Genomic DNA, 23094 nt, shown 5'->3' with positions numbered 1-23094 from the left:
GTTACAATTTATTTTTAGATTTTAAAACTATTGCTAATTCTAAAGGTCAAAGTAGAAACTATTATTTATGAAATTATCAGGATTCCTTACTTGTTTTATTTGTGTTTTATTATTGAGTTGTAATTCTTCTTTATCTATAAATGAAGAAGAAATGGATGTTATTGATTCACCAATAGTAACCACAAATCCAAATATTATATTAATTATTGCAGATGATGTAAGTAAAGATGCAATGCCTAACTATACAGAAGGAAGTGTGAAAGCAAATATGCCAAATTTACAAGCCTTAATGAGTTCTGGAATTACTTTTGATAATGCTTGGGCGTATTCAGTTTGTTCTCCAACAAGAGCATCAATTATTACAGGAAAATACGGATTTAAAAATGGCGTAGTTCAGGTGAATGATCAAATGCCAACTTCACAAACTTCATTACAGAAATACATTTCTGATAATACCAATGATGGATATGCAAGTGCAATTTTCGGAAAATGGCATTTAACGAATGACATCAATGATGCTTTAACCATGGGAGTTGACCATTTTGCAGGAATTAAAAGCGGAGGTGTACAAGATTATTACGATTGGGAATTAATCACCAATGGAACAACTACCAATTCTACAGAATATATTACTACAAAACTAACTAATGACGCTATAAGTTGGGTAGATGCACAGACAAAACCTTTTTTCTTATGGATGGCATATACTGCACCTCATACACCATTTCATTTAGCGCCTACCAATTTACATTCTCAAGGAAATTTAGCAACTGATGCTACTACGATAGACGGAAATCCATTGCCTTATTATATCTCTGCTTTAGAGGCTTTAGATACAGAAATGGGAAGATTGTTAAACAGTTTACCAACAGAAGTAAGAGCTAACACCATTATTATTTTTATTGGTGATAATGGTACACCCAATAGAGTAGCGCAAAGTCCGTTTACACGACAAACCGTAAAAGGTAGCTTAAATCAAGGAGGAATTAATGTGCCTATGGTCGTTTCTGGAATAGGAGTAAACAGAATGGGTGTTAGAGAAACAGCATTGATTAATTCTACAGATTTATACAGTACTATTGGGAATATAGTGGGAATTTCTGCCACAGAAATTCATAACAGTAAGAGTTTTTATAGTTTGCTAACGGATGCAAATGCGACAAAGAGAGAGTATGTTTATTCAGAAAAACAAGATGCATATACCATTAGAAATGCAACTTACAAATACATAAAGCATGATGATGGCACAGAAGAGTTGTACAACTTATCTTCAGACGCTTATGAAAATTCAAATTTAATAGGCACTACTTTATCTGCTGAAGCTACTGCTAATAAAGCAGCTTTAATTGCAGAAGCAAATAGTATTCGTAATTAATTAAATTTAATTAACTGTCATTGCGAAGAAGAATGACGTGGCAATTTATTTTTTGAAGCTATTTCCTGCTTTCCATTATATCTTTTTTATTTTGTTCTCGATACAAATTTGTTCATTCTTCACAAATTCACTCGAACTGACAATTAAAAAGGATGCCATTTCAATCAGGGCTAAACTTGTTTGCCAATTTTCAGAATTTAAAAAGAAACATGGTCATTCCGAAATGAGAGAAGAATGAACGATTGAGGAATCTCTAAAACTAAAACTTTATTTCTATGTCATTTCAACCTTTTGGAAAAAATCAAAAAGAATAACACTTAAAGATTTCTCGACTTCATTTCATTCTGCTCGAAATGACAGAGATTAAATACTTTTTACAAAGTCTAAAAACACTTTTTTATGCAATGCTAAATCTAAATTTGGCGATAAGGATGTGCGTACAATATAATCTTTATCACCTTCTTTGGTGGTTCCTTGGGTTGAAGTTGCAGGAATTGTCCAATAACATCCTTTTAATTGTCCATAACTGACACAAAATTTGCTTTCATCAGGAATTTCTGAAATCATTAAATTGATGAGTTTCAAATTCAACTCACGTTTGTAGGCTTCTTTTTCTGCGGCTGTGTCTCCTTTTGTTGGCAAATCCAAAGAAAAAACGGAAGGTGTAAAACCTTGTGCCGCCAATTCCTCAGAAACAAAATTTATTTTCGCCTCAGGTAAATTGGCTTGAATAAAATTCACAAACGCTAAGGTGTTTTTATAAGCGTCTTCAATTCTTTGATTCATAGAAGGCAATTGTGCTGCTAAAATTTCATATTGCAGCGGAGTCGCTTCATTATCGCAAAGCATTAAATGGCTTTCTATTTTCTCTAATAAGGCTTCAGCTTTTTTATTGACCACACAATACCCAGCAGTACATTTTCCTCCACTAGGGAATTTAGATCCACTTGCATAAGAAATTGCCCTAACTGAAGATAAAATGGCATTTTCTCCTAAAAAGTGAACATTCGGACAAAATGTTTGGTCTAAAATAAATACTGAATCAATGGCAGCTGTACCATTTGCAGTGACACGTTTTTTACTTAAAACCGCTTTTAAATCTTGTAAATTCGGCACTTCAACTCTTGGGTTTGTTGGTATTTCTGCAATGATATAAGGTACACCGTCTTGTTCAGCAACTTTGGTTAAAACGGTTTCTAAACTTTGTACCATGTCATGATCACCATCAACAGGTAAATCTACCACTTCCACATTTTTAATGGCTGCAGCAACACGTCTTGCTTGGTCATTGGTACCTCCATAACAATTTGGCGGAACAATAAATTTAATGTCTTTTCCTCTGTAATTTTCGTTTGCTGCATCTACCAATCCCATCATAATTGCATATTGCATAGACAATCCGCTTGAAGCTACCAACGGTTTTGCAGTGGTATCAGTAATTTCTTTTATCGATTCTAAAACGCTGTTTTTGTTTTCACTCGTATTGTATTTTGCAGCAACAAAATCAGTATTTTTCGCATACATTTGTAAGGCAGTCAAACAATTTTCTGGAGTCATGGCTACTGTTTCTCTTCTTCTTACATGCTGAATTTCGGAAATATAAGCATCATTTTGTTTGCCATTTACTAAAACAATACTGCCTAAATTTGGGTGAATATTTACAAAAAAGTCAACATTTGCAACGATGTTAAAACTCGTAATGCTTTCTTTTTCTTGAATGAAAATAGTGCCTCCATCAAATGATGAAACTTTTGCACCTTGAGCTACTTTTTGCAATTCGAATTGATAACCATACACTTCTTTTAAGATAGCGGCATCAAAAGAAGTTGGTAGTTGATCTGTATATAAAATTCGTGTTTTTTTATTATCTAAACCATTTTTTCTTAAAACAGCTAAAACCGGCATAGTCTCTGAATCAAAACTAATGATATTTTCAGGGTGTAATTGATCCGTATTGGCAACAACCCATTCTAAAACACAAGACAAAGGATGTCCTAGACGAATATAATCGTATGCAGTAGGTAAGTTTTGTAAAGCAGTTGCTTTAGTATTATTGTTGTTATATAATTGGGTAAACTCCTCTAAAAACTGACTTTTAGCCAATTTTTCTTCATAAATATCAAGTCTGTGTGTGGTTAATTGTAACCAATCTTTTGGCATATTTGCCAATACTTTTGTGATAAAATGCTGCATGTATGTACCTCTTTTAGTAGGTTATAAAGATACATTAATTCATTTTTTTACAGATATACAAATGTATGAATTTAATGGGAATTAATTAAAAAAAAAATACAGGTTAAGAACAATCTTAACCTGTATTTGATAATGAATTACTTAATAATTAATTACTTTTTTCAATTATTAATTTCTTAGTAATAGTTTCATTTTTATTGATAACTCTTAAAAGATAAATACCCGAAGCTAAATTGTTATTACCAACAGTAATAATATTTTCTGAACTATTTTCTTTTGAAATTGATTTACTTTCAATTAATTTTCCAACTGAATCAAAAAGCAAAATATTTGTTTGTAAATTTATTACTGTTAATTTAATATCAAATATACCATTTGAAGGGTTAGGATAAATTCTTAGATTATCCTCTATAGAAGCAAAGTTAAAATTACTTTGTTTAGATTTACTTTTCTGCCCAATAGTAGTAATACAAGTTGCACTACAACCACCTAAGGAATCTGCATGCCCAGTGCCTAAGCCATGTTTTAGATGCGATGCCACTGCACTTTGGCTTATATTTATAGTAACATGTTTTGTTCCTTTTTTACCACTTGTGTGGTGACAAACTACAACTTTACCTTTATATCTACCCTTTTTATCATAAGCTCTAGCATCAATAACACAAACATAAATTGATGTTGAAGCTATACAACCATTAGAATTAGTAACTGTTACATTGTAGGTAGTACTTGTTATAGGACTAATATTAGGATTAGCTACATTAGAAACTGACTCACCTGTAGAAGATGTCCACTCGTAAGTAAAACCACTTCCGCCAGAAGTTACAGTTGATAAATTTAAATTTTGCGGTCCATATCCTAAGAAAATGGTATTTACTTTTTGATTATTAACTGTATAAAAATCGTCTATACTTATGGTTGGTATGTCTCCAACAACAGTAACAGTTGCAGAACTTGATGCCGTGTTTCCTGAAGCATCTGTCGCAGTTAATGTAACTAAATGATCACCAATATCATCACAAGTAAAATTATCTTTATCTATAGAAAGTGTAAAATCACAATTATCAAAAGTACCACCATCAATATCATTTGGAGTAATATTTGCAACTCCATTTGCTAAGTCAATTGAATAACTTTGAGTAATTGCTGTTGGAGGAGTAATATCACTTACCGTTACTATTGCATTTGAAGATGCAGAGTTTCCGTTATTGTCAGTAACTGTTAAAATTACCTCATTTGGCCCTACATTTGAACAACTAAATGTATCTAAATTCAATGAATAAGAAGCAATACCACAAGCATCAGTTGAGTTGTTATCAATCATTTCTGGGGTAATTATTGCATTACCGTTAGTATCTAATTCAACTGGAATGTTTTGTGTAACAACATTAGGGGGTTGATTATCTGTAACAACTATATCAAAACTTTGAGTTACATTACCGCAAGGGTTTTCTACATTTAAAGTAACAGTTGTTGTTCCAACATTAAAAAGAGTTCCAGATCCAGAACCTTGTCCTGTACCTGAAGTTGCACCACTTAAAGAGTATGTTAAGATGGATGTTGGATTACCAACAGTTTCAATATTATAATTTACTAGCGTTCCACATACATCCAAATCTGTATTTACATTCATTGTTGTTGGGAAGTTTGTAAAATCTGCTGCTACACAAGTTATTTCAGCTGTTAATGGCAATGATATAAAATCTTCATCACAATCATTTGAGTTAAAACTTAAAAAAGCAGAATAAGTTGTAATATCTGGTGCATTAAAAATTACATCTACAGTAGTTGTTCCTCCTACCGGAATTACACCTGGAGAAGAAAAACCGGCTAATGTAAATGAATTTGAATCTGGACCACTTACAGCTAGGTTTGTTATGTCTAAATCTCCAGAACCAGAATTACTAATAGTTATAGTCTGTGTGTAATCTTGATTTGGAAATACATTGCCGAAATCACCATTACCATTAACATCAATTTCTGCAGGGTTAGCAGTAATTATAGTTGGTTCAGAAACTGCAGAACAACCAAATAAATCGATAACTCTTACACTATAACTTCCAACAGTACTTGCTATATAAGATTGTTGAGTTGCATTTGGAATATCAACACCATCTTTCATCCATTGATAAATAGAAGATTGAGATGCTGTTAATGTTGTTGTTCCGTTTGGTGGACATAAAAATGCATTTCCTTTAGGAGAAATATCTACAGTAGGATTATCATTTACAACAACAGGAGTTACTAAAGACTCCCCAGAACATCCTCCAGCATTTGTTACCTCAACAGTATAACCACCTGAAGTATTAGCAACATAGGTTTGTAAAGTAGCACCAACAATGTTTACTCCATCTTTTTTCCATTGATAACTATCTCCATCATTTGCGTTCATTGTTACAGTTTCACCTTGACAAACAGTACTTTGACCAGCTACAATAATTGCAGCAGGTTGTACATTTACTGTTGCAGTACAAGATGCACTATTTCCGGCACCATCGTAGGCTGTTAATGTAACTTGATTTGACCCAATATCTGCACAAGTAAAGTTTGATTGAGACAACTCGAATCTATCAATTCCACAAGCATCCCCAGAACCATTATCTATCATATCTGAGGTAATACTTACTGTACCATTAGGACTTAATGCGACAGTTATATTTTTACATGAAACAGTTGGTGGTGTAACATCATTTTGAGCCCCAGTATTTCTATGGAATCTAATCGTGTTACTGCTAATACCTGAAGTTGCTATATCTGGAACAAAGTCTCCATCTAAATCTCCAATAACAATACCAGAAACTTCAGCTCTACTTGAAGAAGTGTAATCAAACCTAGGAGCAAAACTAACATTTCCAGCTCCTGAAGACGTATTTCTATATACAGAGAAGACATTAACCCCTAAAGATTTTGTAACAATATCAGGATATCCATCTCCATCAACATCACCAACACCTATTCTATAGTTGTTTCTTGGAGAAGTAATGTTTACACTTGTTGCGAAAGAAATATTTCCAACAGTAGAAGTATTTCTCCAAATTGCAGTATTTGTTGCTCCATTATAATTACATGACGTGAAATCAATTTTACCATCTTTATCAAAATCAGCAATCATAGCTCTGTAAGGAAATAGGCCTCTAGAGCTCCAATATTCAGGGCTTTCAAAACTTGCAGTAAAACTTCCATCTACTGTAGTGTTTCTAATAGACACAGCTCTATTACCTCCTCCCTGAGAAGCTAAGAAATCTGTTTTGCCATCACCATCTACATCTGCAACCTGAATACCAGTACATCTTGTTCCAACATATTGAACTTGCTGTCTAGTTGTAAAATTAAAATTTCCAGGTCCTGTACTGATGTTAAAAGCTACCCAAATCCAGTTACCATATTCACCAATAATATCTATTTTTCCATCATTATTAAAATCTCCTGCACCTACTTGATAATTAGATACGCTTCTTGAATTAGTTACATATTGAAGTCCAAAATTTCCAACACCAGTGCTGGTATTTCTCATAATAGCTCTATTAGTAACAATATCTTTTAAGCCATCACCATCAAAATCTGCAGCCGCTATAGATTGTGCTGCACCACCTGTTGACCCATTATTATATCTTGAAAAATTAATGTTACCAGGTGTGCTATTGTTAATAGCTATTGTAATCCCACCACCATTTCTAGCTGAAATAACTTCAGGTTTACCGTCATTATCCATATCTTGAGAAAGCATATTATAAGCACCATAAATACCTGTTAATTCTTGTGAAACATTTTGATAAGATGTATTTGTTAAGGGTGTAGGGCAAAAAATACCATTAAAATGTGTTTTAGAATATGCTGTTAAGTTACAGTGATTCTTAACACTAATTAATGAAGTTGTACTTCCTTCAGGTACTCTAACTTCTAAAGTACCAAAAGAAGAAGAAACAACGGTAGCTTGAGTTGCTCCAAAGAAAACCTGATTATTTCCAGGTGTAGCATTAAAATTGGCTCCTGTTATAGTTACTGTACTTCCAATAAAACCTGTTTTAGGTGAAAAATCATTAATTATTGGTCTGTCATTACATTGTGCATAAGATTTACTACTTACTCCCAAGCAGAAAACTATTATTAGTATTGATATAATTTTTTTCATATTCCTGTTTGATAAGTAATGTTAATTTTCATTGTCGATAGATCTATATTATTAGGGAATTCAAATTTTAAATTTTTATATAGATCAGAATCACAACTTGCAATCATCATATCTCCAAGTTTTGTAGCAAAAGGAGCTACAATAACTTGAGCTTTATTTCCTTTATTATCAGAAAAATTCAAAGTAAAACCTACTTTCGGGTGAGTTCCGTCTTCATTAAATGCATTTATTAAAATAATAGCATTAGAATTTGGATTACATTTTACTATACTATAAGAAACATCGAAATGAAAATCAGCTTCTTCTAAAGCAGACCAATCTTTTAAAATTTCTGGTCCTGTTTGAGCAGAAATTGAAATTGAAAAAAACAATGCTAGCATAAAAAAAGCATTTTTTAAAAAATATTTTTTGTTCATAATAATTTGGGTTTAGTTGTTAAAAGTTTAGGTAAATACCAATATTCTTTTTAAAATTTATTTTAAAAAGTTAGTAATTAATTTAGTGATCAATAAAATTTTTGAAGTTAAAATTAGAGGGGTCAGTAGAAGTGTATATTCATAATTTGGAGGATTAATAAGAATATAGGGATTTCTTAAGTTAGAAATAAATAATTTGTCTTATTACAAATATAGTTATTTTTTTGTTAAAAATTTATAAATAAATTAAAAACAGGTATTTATACTTGTTTTTTTGTTAAAATATTTAATAATATTTTGTAATTTTTTAAACATATCTAATTTAGAAAAAAGATATAATTTTCACTACCTAAAACTTTTAAAGTTATGTTTTACAGTGCTTTATGTTTTTTATATGTGTTTATTTAACTTATTGCTTTTTTAATAGTATGATATTAATGGAAGAAGAAGAGAGATTTTAAATTTCGATTCTTTAACAAGCTCAGAATGACATTCTAATTAAATTATTTGATAAATCGTTTTATTCTTTTCACCAGATTTTACAAATAAAAAATCCATTTTACACAATGCAATGGTTAATTTATTAATTAAAAAGTTTACAAACCAATACTTTAAGTTTAAACCCAATTGCTGTAAAAGGTGTATTCAAATAAAAAGGAAGTGTTATGCTATAAAATTTATAAAAGTTCCATAACCCAATGCGTTAATAATTGATAAATTTGCAATGCATAAAAATAAAAGAATGTTTAAAGGAGTAATTTTTGATTTGGATGGTACACTTGTAAATTCTTTAGAAGATATTACCAATGCAATGAATGCGGTGTTACAAAAACACAACTTTCCTACACATAGTGTTGCGGTTTGCCAAAGTTTTATAGGGCATGGTGTTAGAGATTTGGTGGTGAAAGCATTGCCTAAAGCGGTTCAAAATGAAGAATGGATAAACCGTTGTTTTACAGAAATGTTGGCAGTCTATCGCGAAAATTGTACAATTAAAACAAAAATGTATGCCGGTATTGGCGATTTGTTAGATGAGTTAACTGCGCGTAATATAAAACTAGCGGTGTTTTCTAACAAGGCAGATAAACTGACAAAGAAAGTGGTAAAAGCGGTTTTGCCTAATTGGAATTTCGAAGTAGTGGAAGGTTTAAAAGTAGAGGCTTTAAAAAAACCAAATCCTTTTGTTGCGCTAGAAATCAGTAAAAAATTAGACCTACCTGTAGCGCAATTCATTTTTGTAGGAGATACAGATGTAGATATTTTAACCGCTACAAGCGCAGGTATGCATCCTGTTGGTGTTGTTTGGGGCTATAGAACTAAAGAAGAGTTAATAGCAAGTGGCGCTAAGTATATTTTAGAACATCCGTTAGATTTACTAAAGATTGTATAAATAAACACTTGTGATTTTTAAATCAGTTGAATTCTTATCATAAAAGTCATATTTAGTTATTGTAAACTTAGTCAAAACACCAAAAGGAGTTTACAAAAAATAGTATCCTACAAAATAAATAGACATCGTATTTTCAAATGATTTAAAATGTTGTTTTTCAGCTAAATAACTAATATTTTAACAGTTAGAAATCAATAAGTAAAACGTTTAAATTCTGCTAAAAACTCAAATAAAGGTTACTTTTGGTAGCTGATACCTAATCATATCAATAAATAACAAGAAAAATGGCAAAAACATTATTTGACAAAGTATGGGATTCGCACGTGGTACGTTCTGTAAAAGACGGACCAGATGTGTTTTTTATAGACCGTCATTTTATCCACGAAGTTACAAGTCCTGTAGCCTTTTTAGGATTAGAAAGTAGAGGAAACAGTGTGGTTTATCCAGAGCGTACATTCGCAACTGCAGATCATAACACACCAACTATAAATCAACATTTACCAGTGGCAGACCCATTGTCTGCAAACCAGTTAGATGCATTAGAAAACAATGCTGCTAAATATGGTATTTCTCACTGGGGTTTAGGTGATGAAAACAACGGAATTGTACACGTAGTAGGTCCAGAAAACGGAATTACCTTACCAGGTGCAACCATTGTTTGTGGAGATTCACATACATCAACGCATGGAGCTTTTGGTGCGATTGCCTTTGGTATTGGTACATCAGAAGTAGAAATGGTATTGTCTACACAGTGTATTATGCAGCCAAAACCAAAATCGATGCGTATTAACGTAAATGGTAAATTAGGTTTAGGAGTTACACCAAAAGATGTGGCTTTATACATTATTTCTCAGCAAACCACTTCTGGAGCAACTGGATATTTTGTAGAATATGCAGGTGATGTTTTTGAAGATATGACTATGGAAGGACGAATGACCGTTTGTAATTTGTCTATAGAAATGGGAGCAAGAGGTGGTATGATTGCACCAGATGCAAAAACGTTCGAATATTTAAAAGGTCGTTCTCAAACTCCTAAAGGAGCTGATTGGGATAAGGCAATGAACTATTGGGAAACTTTATATACTGATGAAGGTGCAAGCTTTGATGCAGAATTTAATTATGATGCAGCAGATATTGAGCCAATGATTACTTATGGTACAAATCCAGGAATGGGAATTGGAGTTACCAAATCGATTCCGAATGCAGAAGCTGTAGAAGGTGGAGTAGAGACGTACAAAAAATCATTAGGTTATATGTCTTTTAGCGAAGGTGATGCTATGATTGGTAAAGAAATTGACTTTGTTTTCTTAGGTTCTTGTACAAATGGACGTATTGAAGATTTTAGAGCTTTTTGTTCTATTGTTAAAGGACGTAAAAAAGCAGACAATGTTACGGCTTGGTTAGTACCAGGTTCGCACAAAGTGGTAGATCAAATTAAAGCTGAAGGTTTAGATAAGATTATAGACGATGCAGGTTTTGTATTAAGAGAACCAGGTTGTTCAGCTTGTTTGGCTATGAATGATGATAAAATTCCAGCAGGAAAATTATCAGTTTCTACATCAAACAGAAACTTTGAAGGACGTCAAGGACCAGGTTCTAGAACCTTATTAGCAAGTCCTTTAGTGGCAGCAGCATCTGCAGTAGAAGGGAAAGTAACAGATCCGAGAACATTATTAGTCTAGCAGTTAACAGTAGGCAGTTTTCAGTCAAAAACTGATTTTTTGCTAACGAAATAATATTTGAATAACATAATGACTGCCAACTGAATACTGGCAGACTGAATACCTTAAAACAATGGCTTACGATAAATTTAATGTATTAACAAGTACAGCATATCCTTTACCTACAGAGAATGTAGATACAGATCAAATCATTCCTGCTCGTTTCTTAAAAGCGACAGAGCGTAAAGATTTTGATATTAATTTTTTCCGTGATTGGAGATTTAATCAAGATGGAACACCAAAACCAGATTTTCCGTTAAACAAAGAAATTTATGCAGGTTCTAAAATCTTAGTAGGAGGTAGAAACTTTGGTTCTGGTTCTTCTAGAGAGCACGCAGCTTGGTCTGTGTACGATTTTGGTTTACGTTGTGTAATTTCATCAGCATTTGCAGATATCTTTAAGAATAACTGTTTAAATGTTGGAGTTTTGCCTGTGCAAGTTTCTCCAGAATTTGCAGATACGTTATTTGCGGCAATTATGGATGATCCAAAAACTGAGATAAAAGTTGATTTACCAAATCAAACAGTAACTTTAGTAGCAACAGGAGAATCTGAATCTTTTGTAATTAATAGTTACAAAAAAGAAAATATGTTAAACGGTTTTGATGATATCGATTATTTAAAAAACATCGAAAACGAAATTGCTGCTTTTGCTGAAACAAGACCATTTTAAAACACAATTTTAAGGTTGATTTATGGCTGGTAGAAAAATTGAAATAATGGATACGACACTACGTGATGGAGAACAAACATCAGGAGTGTCGTTTTCAGTTTCTGAAAAATTAACAATTGCTAAATTATTACTAGAAGAATTAAAAGTAGATCGTTTAGAAATTGCATCTGCAAGAGTTTCTGAAGGTGAATTACAAGCAGTTCAAAAAATTACTTCTTGGGCTTTAGAAAACAATTTTTTAGATAAAATTGAAGTGTTAACTTTTGTTGATGGTGGAAAATCTATTGATTGGATGCTAGAAGCAGGCGCAAAAGTGCAGAATTTATTAACCAAAGGTTCTTTAAATCACTTAACACATCAACTTAAAAAAACACCAGCACAACATTTTGCTGATATCAAAGCCAATATTGAGTTAGCTGCAAAAAACAACATTAAAACCAATGTATATTTAGAAGATTGGTCTAATGGAATGCGCAACTCTAAAGACTATGTTTTTGAATATTTAGACTTTTTAACAGATCAAAAAGTAGAACGTATTTTATTGCCAGATACTTTGGGTGTTTTGACACATACAGAAACTGCTAGTTTTATTACAGAAGTTAGAGAAAGGTATCCGAATTCACACATCGATTTTCACGGACATAATGATTACGATTTAGGTGTAGCCAATGTTATGGAAGCTGTAAAAGCGGGTGTAAATGGTTTGCATTTAACCATAAATGGAATGGGAGAACGTGCAGGAAATGCACCAATGGCAAGTGTTATTGCAGTCATCAATGATTTTTTAACGGAAGTAAAAGTTGATGTTAACGAAACAGCTTTAAACAAAGTTAGTAAGTTAGTAGAAACGTTTTCAGGATTTAGAATTCCTGTAAATAAACCTGTAGTTGGAGCAAATGTTTTTACTCAGACAGCTGGAATTCACGCTGATGGAGACAATAAAAACAATCTCTATTTTAACGATTTAATGCCAGAACGTTTTGGTAGAAAACGTAAATATGCTTTAGGAAAAACATCAGGAAAAGCAAATATCCAAAAGAATTTACAAGATTTAGGATTAAGCTTAAATAATGAAGAACTGAAAAAAGTTACCCAACGAATTATTGAATTGGGAGACAAAAAAGAAGTCGTTTCTCAAGAAGATTTACCATATATCATTTCTGATGTTTTAGATAGTGACACCATAGAAAAACGCGTAGTTGTAGAAAACTATGTATTAGGTCATGCAAAAGGAATGAAACCATCAACTACTTTACAATTAAAAGTAGAAGGTGTACAATATGAAGCTCATGCACAAGGAGATGGACAATTTGATGCGTTTATGAATGCATTGCGTAAATTGTACAAAACACACAGTAAAAAAGATTTACCAGATTTAATTGATTATGGAGTTCGTATTCCTCCTGGGAGTCATTCTGATGCATTGTGTGAAACCATCATCACTTGGAAAAGAGAAGAAAAAGAATTTATTACACGTGGTTTAGATTCAGATCAAACAGTATCTGCAATTAAAGCCACAGAGAAAATGTTAAATATAATATAGAACGCTATTTGCTTTTAGCTTTTTGCTATTAGCTTAAAAATAAAAACAATTAAATTATTAGCTGGTTATTGAGCGAATTGCCAATAGCAAACAGCCAAAAGCTTAAAAATATGAAATTAAACATAGCCTTATTAGCAGGAGATGGAATTGGTCCTGAAGTAATAGACCAAGCAGTAAAAGTATCTGATGCAATTGCAAAAAAGTTCAATCACGAAATTAACTGGAAACCAGCATTAACTGGTGCTGCTGCTATTGATGCAGTTGGAGAACCTTATCCTGATGAAACACACGAAATTTGTGCTTCTTCAGATGCTGTTTTGTTTGGTGCAATTGGACATCCACGTTTTGATAATGATCCTTCTGCAAAAGTGCGTCCAGAACAAGGATTATTAAAAATGCGTAAGAAATTAGGATTGTTTGCTAATGTAAGACCAACATTTACATTTCCTTCTTTGTTAGATAAATCTCCTTTAAAAAGAGAAAGAATAGAGGGAACTGATTTGGTTTTTTTACGTGAATTGACTGGAGGAATTTACTTTGGTGAAAAGGGTAGAAGAGAAGAAGGAGAAACTGCTTTTGACAATTGTGTTTATACTAGAGCAGAAGTTCAACGTTTAGCAAAAAAAGGTTTTGAATTGGCAATGACACGTGGTAAGAAATTATGTTGTGTAGATAAAGCCAATGTTTTAGAAACTTCTAGACTTTGGAGAGAAACTGTACAAGCAATGGAAAAAGATTATCCAGAAGTGGAGGTTTCGTATGAGTTTGTAGACGCAGTTGCAATGCGATTGGTTCAGTGGCCAAATAGCTATGATGTTTTAATTACTGAAAATTTATTTGGAGACATTTTAACAGATGAAGCTTCTGTAATTTCTGGTTCTATGGGATTAATGCCAAGTGCTTCTTTGGGAGCTGAAATTGGTTTATTTGAGCCAATTCACGGTTCTTATCCGCAAGCAACAGGATTAAATATTGCAAACCCTATGGCTACAGTATTGTCTGCAGCAATGATGTTTGAAAACTTTGGTTTACAAGCAGAAGGAAAAGCAATTAGAGATGCTGTAAATGAAGCGTTAAACAAAGGGATTGTTACTGAAGATTTAGCTGATGGAGGAAAAGCTTACGGAACTTCTGAAGTAGGGGATTGGTTAGCAGAAAATATTTAGAAATTCTTAGCATTGAATATATAAAAAAAGGTCTAAATTATTTTAGACCTTTTTTTATTTTATTTATCACTACATAGCTTCGGCATAAATTTCCATGGTTTCCTCTAGATTTACCTCTCTAGGATTACCACCAGTACAAACATCAGCGAGTGCATTTTCTGACATTTCTTTAAAATCTTCTTCTTTAACTCCTAATTCTCTTAAACCAGAAGGTATTCCCACGGCTTTTGATAAAGCTTTAATAGCTTTGATAGCAGCATTCGCTCCTTCTTCATCATTCATATTAGAAATATCTACTCCCATAGCTTTTGCCACATTTTTTAATTTATGGGCACAAGCCGGAATGTTAAATTTTTCTACATGAGGTAATAATATTGCATTGGCAACTCCGTGTGGTAAATCGTACATTCCCCCTAATTGATGTGCCATTGAGTGTACAAAACCTAAACCAGCATTAGAAAATGCCTGACCTGCAATAAACTGACCCCAAGCCATTTTACTTCTTGCTTCAAGGTTGTTTCCGTTTTTCACGGCATCTTCTAAGCTTTCAGAGATTAATTTAATAGCTTCTAGTGCTAAAACATCAGACCATTCAAAAGCACCTTTGGTAATATAAGTTTCTATTGCATGGGTTAAAGCATCCATACCCGTTGCCGCAGTTAATGCTGCTGGTTTATTGAGCATAAGTTTAGGATCGTTTACCGCAATATCAACCAAACAATTCTTATCGACCATCACCATTTTTATATGTCTTTTCTCATCAGTAATTACATAGTTGATAGTAACCTCACTTGCTGTTCCTGCAGTTGTATTAATTGCAATTATAGGAAGCGACTTATTTTTACTCATATGAATTCCTTCATAATTTTCAATATTGCCTCCATTAGTGGCTAAAATACCAATAGCTTTACCACAATCTTGAGGAGATCCACCACCAAGAGTTAAAATAAAGTCGCAATTATTTTCTTTTAATAGTGCCAAACCATCATTTACATTTTTTACAGTAGGATTTGGTTGGACATCTTTATAAAGTACAATTTCTATATTTGATGCTTGTAGTACTTCTGCAACTTGTTTTGCAACTCCAATTTTAACCAAAACACTATCAGTAACAAAAAGAGCTTTTTTATAAGGTAAACTTTTTAATTCGTCTCCAAGGTCGTTTAAAGCTCCTGGTCCAATAAGACTTAATGGGGGTAAATAAATTCTTCTATTTTGTAACATTTTATTATAGTTTTTTATGTTTGTTTTTATGCTATAAAAGTATGATTAGATTGAATTACAATAAATGACTATTGTCATAATAGAAAAATAAATTAGATAAAAAAGGGGGTAGCAATTAAAAATTGCTACCCCCTTTAATTTTTTATGTATTTGGATTGTTATTTCACATCCATTAATTCTACATCAAAGATAAGTGTTGCATTTGGTGGAATTACACCTCCCGCGCCAGCAGAACCATAAGCTAAGTTAGAAGGAATTACAAAACGAGCTTTATCACCCACTTGTAATAATTGAATGCCTTCATCCCAACCAGAAATTACTTGACCAACACCAACATTAAAATCTATAGGCTGCTTTCTTTTGTAAGAAGAATCGAAAACTGTGCCGTCTAATAATTGCCCTTTATAGTGAACAGAAACTCCAGCTCCTTTAGTAGCTTGTTTTCCATTACCTTTTTGTAAAATTTGATAACGTAAACCGCTTGCAGTTTCATCATATCCTGCAGCAACTTTATCTAGTAATTCTTTTTGTTTCCTTTTTTCTTCCGCTTCACGCTCTTCTCTAGCACCTTCAAACTTTCTAAAAGCTTCAACAGCGTTAAAGTTTTCTGCATCAGCACCAACTCTTACAATTTCTACTTTCATATCATCACCTTGAGCAACAGCATCAACAACATCTTGTCCTTCAATAACAGAACCAAAAACGGTATGTTTGTTATCTAACCAAGGAGTTGGAACGTGAGTAATGTAAAACTGGCTTCCATTTGTAGCAGGTCCAGAGTTTGCCATAGCTAATTTACCTGGAGCATCGTGTTTTAAATCTGGGTGAAATTCATCATCAAATTTATAACCTGGATTTCCAGTTCCAGTTCCTAATGGGCATCCTCCCTGAATCATAAAATCAGGAATTACTCTATGGAATTTTAATCCATCATAATAAGGAGTTCCTTGAGATTTTGCTGAATTTTCTAAATTTCCTTCAGATAAAGCTACAAAATTACCAACAGTTCCTGGAGTTTTCTCGTATTCTAATTGTACTAAAATATCACCTTTTGAAGTAGTGAATTTGGCATATATTCCGTTATTCATTATTATATAATTTAATCGTTTTTTATTTTTTCGCTTTTAAAATTGATAATCCATAATTCAATCCAATATTTATATTAGATGAATTTACATTGCCAAAAGGAGACCACATTTGACCGCCTGATACATGTAAAGAGAGTTCATCATTTAAATGATAATTAATACCAGCTGTAGGTCTAATTAGTATACCTTCACCAGAATCAACTTTTCCTCCTCCTGCAACTCCAGCACTTAATTCCAGAAAAGTAGAAAATTTTTGGTTCATAAATTTATTACTTCTAATTCCTAAGCCTAATATTCCATGAGCATACCCTCCTGATTTACCTAAATAAGCAAAAGAGGTCTCACCAGAGAGGTAAAATCTTTGGTTTAAATCATAATTAATTTTAAGAGCTATTAATTGTAAATCACTAGATGGGTTATTATTAGATTTAGCTACATTAAAATAGGTTTGATTCTGAAAACCTATTTGTAAGCCTTGTGTTTTTATAACTTTAGCTTTTTCTTGAGTAAAAGGATCTTTTATCCCACCACTTAAACCATAGTATTTTAAACTGATTCCAGTTGTATAAGCTTCAAAAGTACCACCAACTGCTCTATGATAACCTCCATGAGCACTTAAACCCATTTGTTCAGATAATTTTAAATCAAAACCCGCACTTGGGTAAATTGTTAAGCCATTTTCAGGAAAAATTCTACCTCCGGCAGCTCCGATTCCAAACTTACCGTAAAAATTAATGTATTTGGTTTCAATAAAGTTTTTACCAGCTCCTATAAATACATCCATAAAACCAGCAACTAAGCCTTTATACATAGCATCAACATGTGCATATATAAAAGTATTATCTGTTATGTATTTTTGATATTCAAAACCAAGAAGACTTAAAGTTTGCGTAATTGGTGTAGTATTAGTAAAATCTCCATTACCGTCATTTCTTGTTGATCCCCTGGGAAATAGGAAATCAAAAGTTACCATCTGAACACTTTTTACAGCTGGTTTTATCCAGAACTTATCACTCACTTTATCATTAACTGTAAATTCTTTCAATGAATTCTTATAAGAAGTTTTTCTGAGAGTCGTAGGGATTTCAACAAAAAAAGAAAAATTATCGCCTCTTTGAATTTTAGTAAAGAAATTTACATATCCATATTGAACTCCAAAAGAATAACCATTTGTTTTGTATTGTAATCCTGCACTTGGGTAAATGATACCTCCGCCACCAACTAAACTTCTAAAGCCACCACCGCCGCCAAAATGAACATTAGCGTCAAAATGTATATTCTTATATATCTTAGTATTGACTCCTAAATTGATACCTAAAGTAAATAAGCCACCTTGGTCTCCATAAACTGCTCCATGAAACCCCCCACCTGTATACAACCAATCTGTTAATGGAATATTATAATTTATCCCCATTAAACCCATTTTGGGCTTAATGGTATATCCGTTTGAATAGGTTTTGTTGGGTTGATTAATAAGGATATAGTTTAATCGGATACTGTTATTTAATTCATTACCTTTTAGATTAGATAAATTATAATCTTGAGAAACAGCAAGAAAGCTTAAAAAAGTAAATATTATTACTAAGAAAATTTTGATCATAAACTTAATTTTTAAATTCACTTGTAAAATGTAATTTTACGGAAGGATATTTACTTTGAGTCATTTGAATAGTAAAAGCTGAATCTGCTAAAAATACCAATTGACCTTGTTTGTCTTTTGCTAAATAACGTTGCTTTACTCTTTTAAATTCTTTGAATTCTTCATTTTTAATATCTTCTGGTTCTACCCAACAAGCTTTGTGAACATTCAAGTTTTCATAGTTGCATTTTGCCCCATATTCGTGTTCTAATCGATATTGAATTACCTCATATTGTAATGCACCAACTGTTCCAATAACTCTTCTACCATTCATATCTAAGGTGAACAACTGAGCTACACCTTCATCCATTAATTGATCTAAACCTTTATATAATTGTTTAGATTTCATTGGATCAGCATTATTTACATATCTAAAGTGTTCAGGTGAAAAACTTGGAATACCTTTGAAGTTCAGTTTTTCGCCTTCTGTTAAAGTATCACCAATTTTAAAATTTCCTGTATCATGTAACCCAACAATATCTCCTGGGTAAGATTCCTCAACAATTTCTTTTTTCTCAGCAAAAAAAGCATTTGGACTAGAAAATTTTACTTTTTTTCCATTTCTTACATGTAAGTAAGGAGCATTTCTTTTAAACGTACCAGATACAATTTTTATAAAAGCTAATCGATCTCTGTGTTTAGGATCCATATTTGCGTGGATTTTAAACACAAAACCAGTCATTTTATTCTCTTTAGAATCTACTAAGCGTTCTTCTGCTTTCTTAGGTTGAGGAGAAGGTGCAATTTCGATAAAAGCATCTAATAATTCTTTAACTCCAAAATTGTTTAGAGCAGAACCAAAAAAAACAGGTTGAAGCTGTCCTTCTAAATACTCATCTTGATTGAAAGGAGGGTATACTTCATCAATCAATTCTAATTCTTCACGTAAGGTTTCTGCGGCAGTTTCACCAACTACTTTATCGAGTTCTGGATTTGATAAATCGTCAAACTCAACACCTTCTGAAATACCAGTTTTATTATCTCCAGAAAAGAGATTTAATTTCTTTTCCCAAATATTATAGATTCCTTTAAAATCATAACCCATTCCAATAGGAAAACTCATAGGGGTAACCCGTAAGCCTAATTTTTGCTCAACTTCATCCAATAAATCAAAAGCATCTTTACCTTCTCTATCTAATTTATTGATAAAAACAAGCATAGGAATATTACGCATTCTACAAACTTCTACAAGCTTTTCGGTTTGCGGTTCAACACCTTTGGCAACATCAATAACCACAATAACACTATCTACAGCTGTTAAAGTTCTAAAAGTATCTTCTGCAAAATCTTTATGACCAGGGGTATCTAAGATGTTAATTTTTTTATTTTGATAGATAAAGGCAAGAACTGAGGTAGCCACCGAGATTCCTCTTTGACGCTCAATTTCCATAAAATCTGAAGTTGCACCTTTTTTAATCTTATTATTCTTAACAGCACCAGCTTCTTGGATTGCACCACCAAATAACAATAATTTCTCCGTTAATGTAGTTTTACCAGCATCTGGATGCGATATAATTCCGAAAGTTCTTCTACGTTGTATTTCCTCTAAAAAGCCCATCTACAAAATTTGAGGTGCAAAGATAGGTTTTACAAAGAGAATTATCAATCTAAAATTTCGATTGTCATTCTAATATCTTCTTCAGGCCATTCATCAACTCCAACTTTAACTCTTGATATTTTATCCATGGTATTGAAACCAGAAATAACTTCACCAAAAACAGTATGTTCTTTGTTTAAATGATGGGCACCATTTCTATTATGAACCATATAAAATTCAAATGGATTAGAGAGTTTATTTGGGTTGTCTTCCCAATCTCTTGCCGCTGCTAATGCCCCATATTTATGACGTCTATTAGCTTTAAACTCTGGTTTTAATCGGTAATTACCGTATAATCTTCTTTGTTTTATAGTGTAGGTTTCATCAGAGTTTCCACCTTGAATTACAAAATTTTTAGCCACTCTGTATATTTCTGTTGTATTAAAATATTTGATTTTTGTTAAAAAAATAAAGTTAGCTCTATGAATAGGAGTGTCTTTATACAAGCGTAATTTAATATTACCAAATTTAGTCTTTATGATAACTTTTGTTTCTTTATTTTTTTTACCATATTCTGTAAAGAAAGCCTCAACATTGTTCTTATGTAAGCTATCCCAACGTTTAACAACTTTTTTTTCAAGTTTCTTCTTCTTTTTAATTGCACTTTTTTCAGTTTCTTTTTTCTTTTCTTCGTTGCATTGAAAAAGAATGAAAGCACCAAGTATTAAAATAATGAGTTTTAAAATCTTCATAAAGACTAACTTTGCATGTTATGCAAATATAAATCATCAGTATAAAAGAATAGAAAAGAGTTATAGATTTTGTATTTTTTTTATGATTTATAACATAATCATTTCACTATTTTTGTAAATATGGAAGAACAAGTAGTTTTAGTTGATGAAAAAGACAATGCCATTGGTTTAATGCCTAAAATGGAAGCACATGAAAAAGCAGTTTTGCATAGAGCTTTTTCTGTATTCATTTTTAATAGTAAAGGAGAATTAATGCTGCAACAAAGAGCGGCTCATAAATATCATTCACCATTATTATGGACAAATACTTGTTGTTCTCACCAAAGAGATGGAGAGTGTAATATTGAAGCGGGAAAAAGGAGGTTGCAAGAAGAAATGGGTTTTGTAACTGAAATTAAAGAAGTATTTTCTTTCATTTATAAAGCACCTTTTGATAATGGTTTAACAGAACATGAATTAGACCATGTTATGGTTGGATATTATGATGAAAAACCAGAAATCAATAAAGACGAAGTACAGGATTATAAATGGATGACTTTAGCTGATGTAAAATCTGATATTAAAAAAAATCCTCAAAGATATACAGAGTGGTTTAAAATTATTTTTGATAAATCTTACGAAAAATTAGTACATGCCTAAAGTAACTGTTCATAGAAAAGCACATTTTAACGCAGCACATAGACTATATAGAAATGATTGGTCTGATGAAAGAAATTTTGAAGTTTTTAGTAAGTGTTCTAACCCAAATTTTCACGGACATAATTATGAATTGATTGTTTCTCTAACAGGAGAAATCAATAAAGAAACAGGGTACGTTTACGATTTAGGAATTTTAAAAAAAATAATAAAATCAGAAATTGAAGATTGTTTTGATCACAAAAACTTAAATATAGAGGTTCATGAATTTAAAGAATTAAACCCAACAGCAGAAAATATATGTGTGGTTACTTATCAAAAATTAAGAAAACATTTGCCTTCTAATTTAGATTTAAAAATTACTTTATATGAAACTCCAAGAAACTTTGTGAGTTATTCTGGAGAGTAATTTCTTTTAATATTTGTATCTAAATATGATGAGATTTTATTTAATATTTAAAAACCATTTGTAATATCTAGCTAATCGATTTGTTTTTTTTAAAATAAATCTACTATATTTTCCAAGTATTTTAAGCTAAATGTTAAGTGAAAAGAGTAATTTAAAAATCAAAGTTATCAATTTTTATTGTACATTTTTTCATTGTAGATTTGTAGCTTATTTTAAAAGAAATTAATGAATCAGTTATTAAAGTTTAAACCAATACTAAAAGAAAAAGTTTGGGGTGGTGAAAAGCTGAAAAACTATCTAAATAAAGAATCTGAACTCAAAAACATTGGTGAAAGTTGGGAGATATCAGATGTAAAAGAAAATGCATCTGTAGTTTCTAATGGAACTTTAAAAGGGAAAGACTTAAAAGAGTTAATTTTAGAACATAAATCAAGTTTAGTAGGAGCAAAAGTTTACAGTAAATTTAGAGATAAATTCCCTGTTCTTATAAAATTTGTTGATGCTAAAAAACCTTTAAGTGTACAGGTTCATCCTAATGATAAATTAGCACTAAAACGTCATAATTCTCTTGGTAAAACTGAAATGTGGTATGTGATGCAAGCTGACAAAGAAGCTAGTATAATTGTAGGTTTTCAAAAAGAGGTTAACTCTAAAACGTATTTACATCACCTAAAAAATAAATCTTTAACTGATATTTTAAATATTGATAAAGTAAAAAAAGGGGACGTTTATTTTATTCCTACAGGTACAGTTCACGCAATTGGAGCAGGTGTTTTATTTGCAGAAATTCAGCAAACATCAGATATTACCTATAGAATTTACGACTGGGATAGACCAAATTCCGACGGAACTTACAGAGAGTTACACACAGAAGAAGCTTTAGAAGCCATAGATTATTCAGCTAAAGAATCCTATAAAACTAATTATACAAAACAACAAAATTCTTCATCAGAAATAGTTTCTTGTCCTTATTTTACGACCAATGTTTTACCTTTAATGGGTAAAATAGCTTTAAATCATTCTGATAAAGATAGTTTTGTAATATATATATGCGTTGATGGTGATGTTGAATTTAAGTATCAAAATCAAGTAGAAAAATTAAAAAAAGGAGAAACCATTTTAGTCCCTGCTTCTATTAAGGAGTTAGAAATTTTTTCAGAAAAGCATTCTGAGTTGTTAGAGGTCTATATTAAATAAATT

The 23094-nt window shown here is 31.9% G+C and carries 17 protein-coding genes; 9 read left to right on the top strand and 8 right to left on the bottom strand.

The features are described from left to right. Positions 1 to 67 precede the first annotated feature (67 nt). Entirely contained in the window at positions 68 to 1375 is a 1308-nt protein-coding gene (locus tag DIS07_RS07790; protein WP_109404684.1) for a sulfatase-like hydrolase/transferase, read from the top strand. A 363-nt stretch (positions 1376 to 1738) separates the two neighbouring features. Here the strand turns inward: DIS07_RS07790 and DIS07_RS07785 are convergent, their stop codons facing one another. The 3 genes from DIS07_RS07785 to DIS07_RS07775 form a co-directional block, all read right to left on the bottom strand. After that, entirely contained in the window at positions 1739 to 3568 is a 1830-nt protein-coding gene (locus tag DIS07_RS07785; protein ID WP_109404683.1) for a PLP-dependent aminotransferase family protein, read from the bottom strand. Between the two features lie 148 nt (positions 3569 to 3716). Further along, positions 3717 to 7700, bottom strand: coding sequence for an FG-GAP-like repeat-containing protein (locus tag DIS07_RS07780; protein WP_109404682.1), 3984 nt, complete (start codon positions 7698 to 7700; stop codon positions 3717 to 3719). After that, positions 7697 to 8116 carry a hypothetical protein gene (locus tag DIS07_RS07775; RefSeq protein WP_109404681.1) on the bottom strand — a complete coding sequence of 140 codons (420 nt, stop codon included), beginning with the start codon at positions 8114 to 8116 and terminating at the stop codon, positions 7697 to 7699. The genes DIS07_RS07780 and DIS07_RS07775 overlap by 4 nt, the downstream gene beginning before the upstream one ends. Positions 8117 to 8858: 742 nt before the next feature. Between DIS07_RS07775 and DIS07_RS07770 the strand changes: the two genes are divergently transcribed. The 5 genes from DIS07_RS07770 to leuB all read left to right on the top strand — a co-directional run bounded on the left by DIS07_RS07770 (position 8859) and on the right by leuB (position 14609). After that, entirely contained in the window at positions 8859 to 9506 is a 648-nt protein-coding gene (locus DIS07_RS07770) for an HAD family hydrolase (protein WP_109405055.1), read from the top strand. A gap of 284 nt (positions 9507 to 9790) precedes the next feature. Further along, positions 9791 to 11188 carry a 3-isopropylmalate dehydratase large subunit gene (gene leuC / locus DIS07_RS07765; protein WP_109404680.1) on the top strand — a complete coding sequence of 466 codons (1398 nt, stop codon included), beginning with the start codon at positions 9791 to 9793 and terminating at the stop codon, positions 11186 to 11188. A 112-nt stretch (positions 11189 to 11300) separates the two neighbouring features. After that, entirely contained in the window at positions 11301 to 11900 is a 600-nt protein-coding gene (gene leuD / locus DIS07_RS07760; protein ID WP_109404679.1) for a 3-isopropylmalate dehydratase small subunit, read from the top strand. Between the two features lie 22 nt (positions 11901 to 11922). Next, the gene (locus tag DIS07_RS07755; protein WP_109404678.1) at positions 11923 to 13443 is read left to right on the top strand and encodes an alpha-isopropylmalate synthase regulatory domain-containing protein; all 1521 of its coding nucleotides are present in this window, start codon (positions 11923 to 11925) and stop codon (positions 13441 to 13443) included. Positions 13444 to 13553: 110 nt separating this feature from the next. Beyond that, positions 13554 to 14609, top strand: coding sequence for a 3-isopropylmalate dehydrogenase (leuB, locus tag DIS07_RS07750; protein WP_109404677.1), 1056 nt, complete (start codon positions 13554 to 13556; stop codon positions 14607 to 14609). A gap of 69 nt (positions 14610 to 14678) precedes the next feature. On the opposite strand, the gene DIS07_RS07745 is transcribed toward leuB, so the two are convergent. The 5 genes from DIS07_RS07745 to DIS07_RS07725 form a co-directional block, all read right to left on the bottom strand. Continuing rightward, a complete protein-coding gene (locus DIS07_RS07745) occupies positions 14679 to 15833 on the bottom strand; it encodes an iron-containing alcohol dehydrogenase (RefSeq protein ID WP_109404676.1) in 1155 nt (384 codons plus the stop codon). Positions 15834 to 15991: 158 nt separating this feature from the next. Continuing rightward, entirely contained in the window at positions 15992 to 16921 is a 930-nt protein-coding gene (locus tag DIS07_RS07740) for a peptidylprolyl isomerase (protein ID WP_109404675.1), read from the bottom strand. Between the two features lie 22 nt (positions 16922 to 16943). Continuing rightward, a complete protein-coding gene (locus DIS07_RS07735) occupies positions 16944 to 18521 on the bottom strand; it encodes a hypothetical protein (protein ID WP_235869112.1) in 1578 nt (525 codons plus the stop codon). Between the two features lie 4 nt (positions 18522 to 18525). Next, positions 18526 to 20118, bottom strand: coding sequence for a peptide chain release factor 3 (locus DIS07_RS07730; protein WP_109404674.1), 1593 nt, complete (start codon positions 20116 to 20118; stop codon positions 18526 to 18528). Between the two features lie 44 nt (positions 20119 to 20162). Beyond that, positions 20163 to 20849: a peptidylprolyl isomerase gene (locus DIS07_RS07725; protein ID WP_109404673.1), complete on the bottom strand. Its 687-nt coding sequence runs from the start codon at positions 20847 to 20849 to the stop codon at positions 20163 to 20165. Between the two features lie 120 nt (positions 20850 to 20969). Between DIS07_RS07725 and idi the strand changes: the two genes are divergently transcribed. From idi to DIS07_RS07710, 3 genes are all read left to right on the top strand, one after another. After that, positions 20970 to 21488 carry an isopentenyl-diphosphate Delta-isomerase gene (idi, locus tag DIS07_RS07720; RefSeq protein WP_109404672.1) on the top strand — a complete coding sequence of 173 codons (519 nt, stop codon included), beginning with the start codon at positions 20970 to 20972 and terminating at the stop codon, positions 21486 to 21488. Then, positions 21481 to 21894 carry a 6-pyruvoyl trahydropterin synthase family protein gene (locus DIS07_RS07715; RefSeq protein WP_109404671.1) on the top strand — a complete coding sequence of 138 codons (414 nt, stop codon included), beginning with the start codon at positions 21481 to 21483 and terminating at the stop codon, positions 21892 to 21894. Before idi ends, DIS07_RS07715 begins: the two co-directional genes overlap by 8 nt. 225 nt (positions 21895 to 22119) lie before the next feature. After that, positions 22120 to 23091, top strand: a complete 972-nt coding sequence (locus tag DIS07_RS07710; protein ID WP_109404670.1) for a type I phosphomannose isomerase catalytic subunit — start codon at positions 22120 to 22122, stop codon at positions 23089 to 23091. Positions 23092 to 23094 lie beyond the last annotated feature (3 nt).

It is taken from the genome of Polaribacter aquimarinus (genome assembly GCF_003129485.1).
GTDB lineage: Bacteria > Bacteroidota > Bacteroidia > Flavobacteriales > Flavobacteriaceae > Polaribacter > Polaribacter aquimarinus.
This window is presented reverse-complemented; position numbering and strand designations above follow the sequence as displayed.

Coding starts and splice junctions, on each gene's coding strand:
- DIS07_RS07790 (WP_109404684.1), top strand. CDS start 68: ATGAAATTATCAGGATTCCTTACTTGTTTTATTTGTGTTTTATTATTG.
- DIS07_RS07785 (WP_109404683.1), bottom strand. CDS start 3,568: ATGCAGCATTTTATCACAAAAGTATTGGCAAATATGCCAAAAGATTGG.
- DIS07_RS07780 (WP_109404682.1), bottom strand. CDS start 7,700: ATGAAAAAAATTATATCAATACTAATAATAGTTTTCTGCTTGGGAGTA.
- DIS07_RS07775 (WP_109404681.1), bottom strand. CDS start 8,116: ATGAACAAAAAATATTTTTTAAAAAATGCTTTTTTTATGCTAGCATTG.
- DIS07_RS07770 (WP_109405055.1), top strand. CDS start 8,859: ATGTTTAAAGGAGTAATTTTTGATTTGGATGGTACACTTGTAAATTCT.
- leuC (WP_109404680.1), top strand. CDS start 9,791: ATGGCAAAAACATTATTTGACAAAGTATGGGATTCGCACGTGGTACGT.
- leuD (WP_109404679.1), top strand. CDS start 11,301: ATGGCTTACGATAAATTTAATGTATTAACAAGTACAGCATATCCTTTA.
- DIS07_RS07755 (WP_109404678.1), top strand. CDS start 11,923: ATGGCTGGTAGAAAAATTGAAATAATGGATACGACACTACGTGATGGA.
- leuB (WP_109404677.1), top strand. CDS start 13,554: ATGAAATTAAACATAGCCTTATTAGCAGGAGATGGAATTGGTCCTGAA.
- DIS07_RS07745 (WP_109404676.1), bottom strand. CDS start 15,833: ATGTTACAAAATAGAAGAATTTATTTACCCCCATTAAGTCTTATTGGA.
- DIS07_RS07740 (WP_109404675.1), bottom strand. CDS start 16,921: ATGAATAACGGAATATATGCCAAATTCACTACTTCAAAAGGTGATATT.
- DIS07_RS07735 (WP_235869112.1), bottom strand. CDS start 18,521: ATGATCAAAATTTTCTTAGTAATAATATTTACTTTTTTAAGCTTTCTT.
- DIS07_RS07730 (WP_109404674.1), bottom strand. CDS start 20,118: ATGGGCTTTTTAGAGGAAATACAACGTAGAAGAACTTTCGGAATTATA.
- DIS07_RS07725 (WP_109404673.1), bottom strand. CDS start 20,849: ATGAAGATTTTAAAACTCATTATTTTAATACTTGGTGCTTTCATTCTT.
- idi (WP_109404672.1), top strand. CDS start 20,970: ATGGAAGAACAAGTAGTTTTAGTTGATGAAAAAGACAATGCCATTGGT.
- DIS07_RS07715 (WP_109404671.1), top strand. CDS start 21,481: ATGCCTAAAGTAACTGTTCATAGAAAAGCACATTTTAACGCAGCACAT.
- DIS07_RS07710 (WP_109404670.1), top strand. CDS start 22,120: ATGAATCAGTTATTAAAGTTTAAACCAATACTAAAAGAAAAAGTTTGG.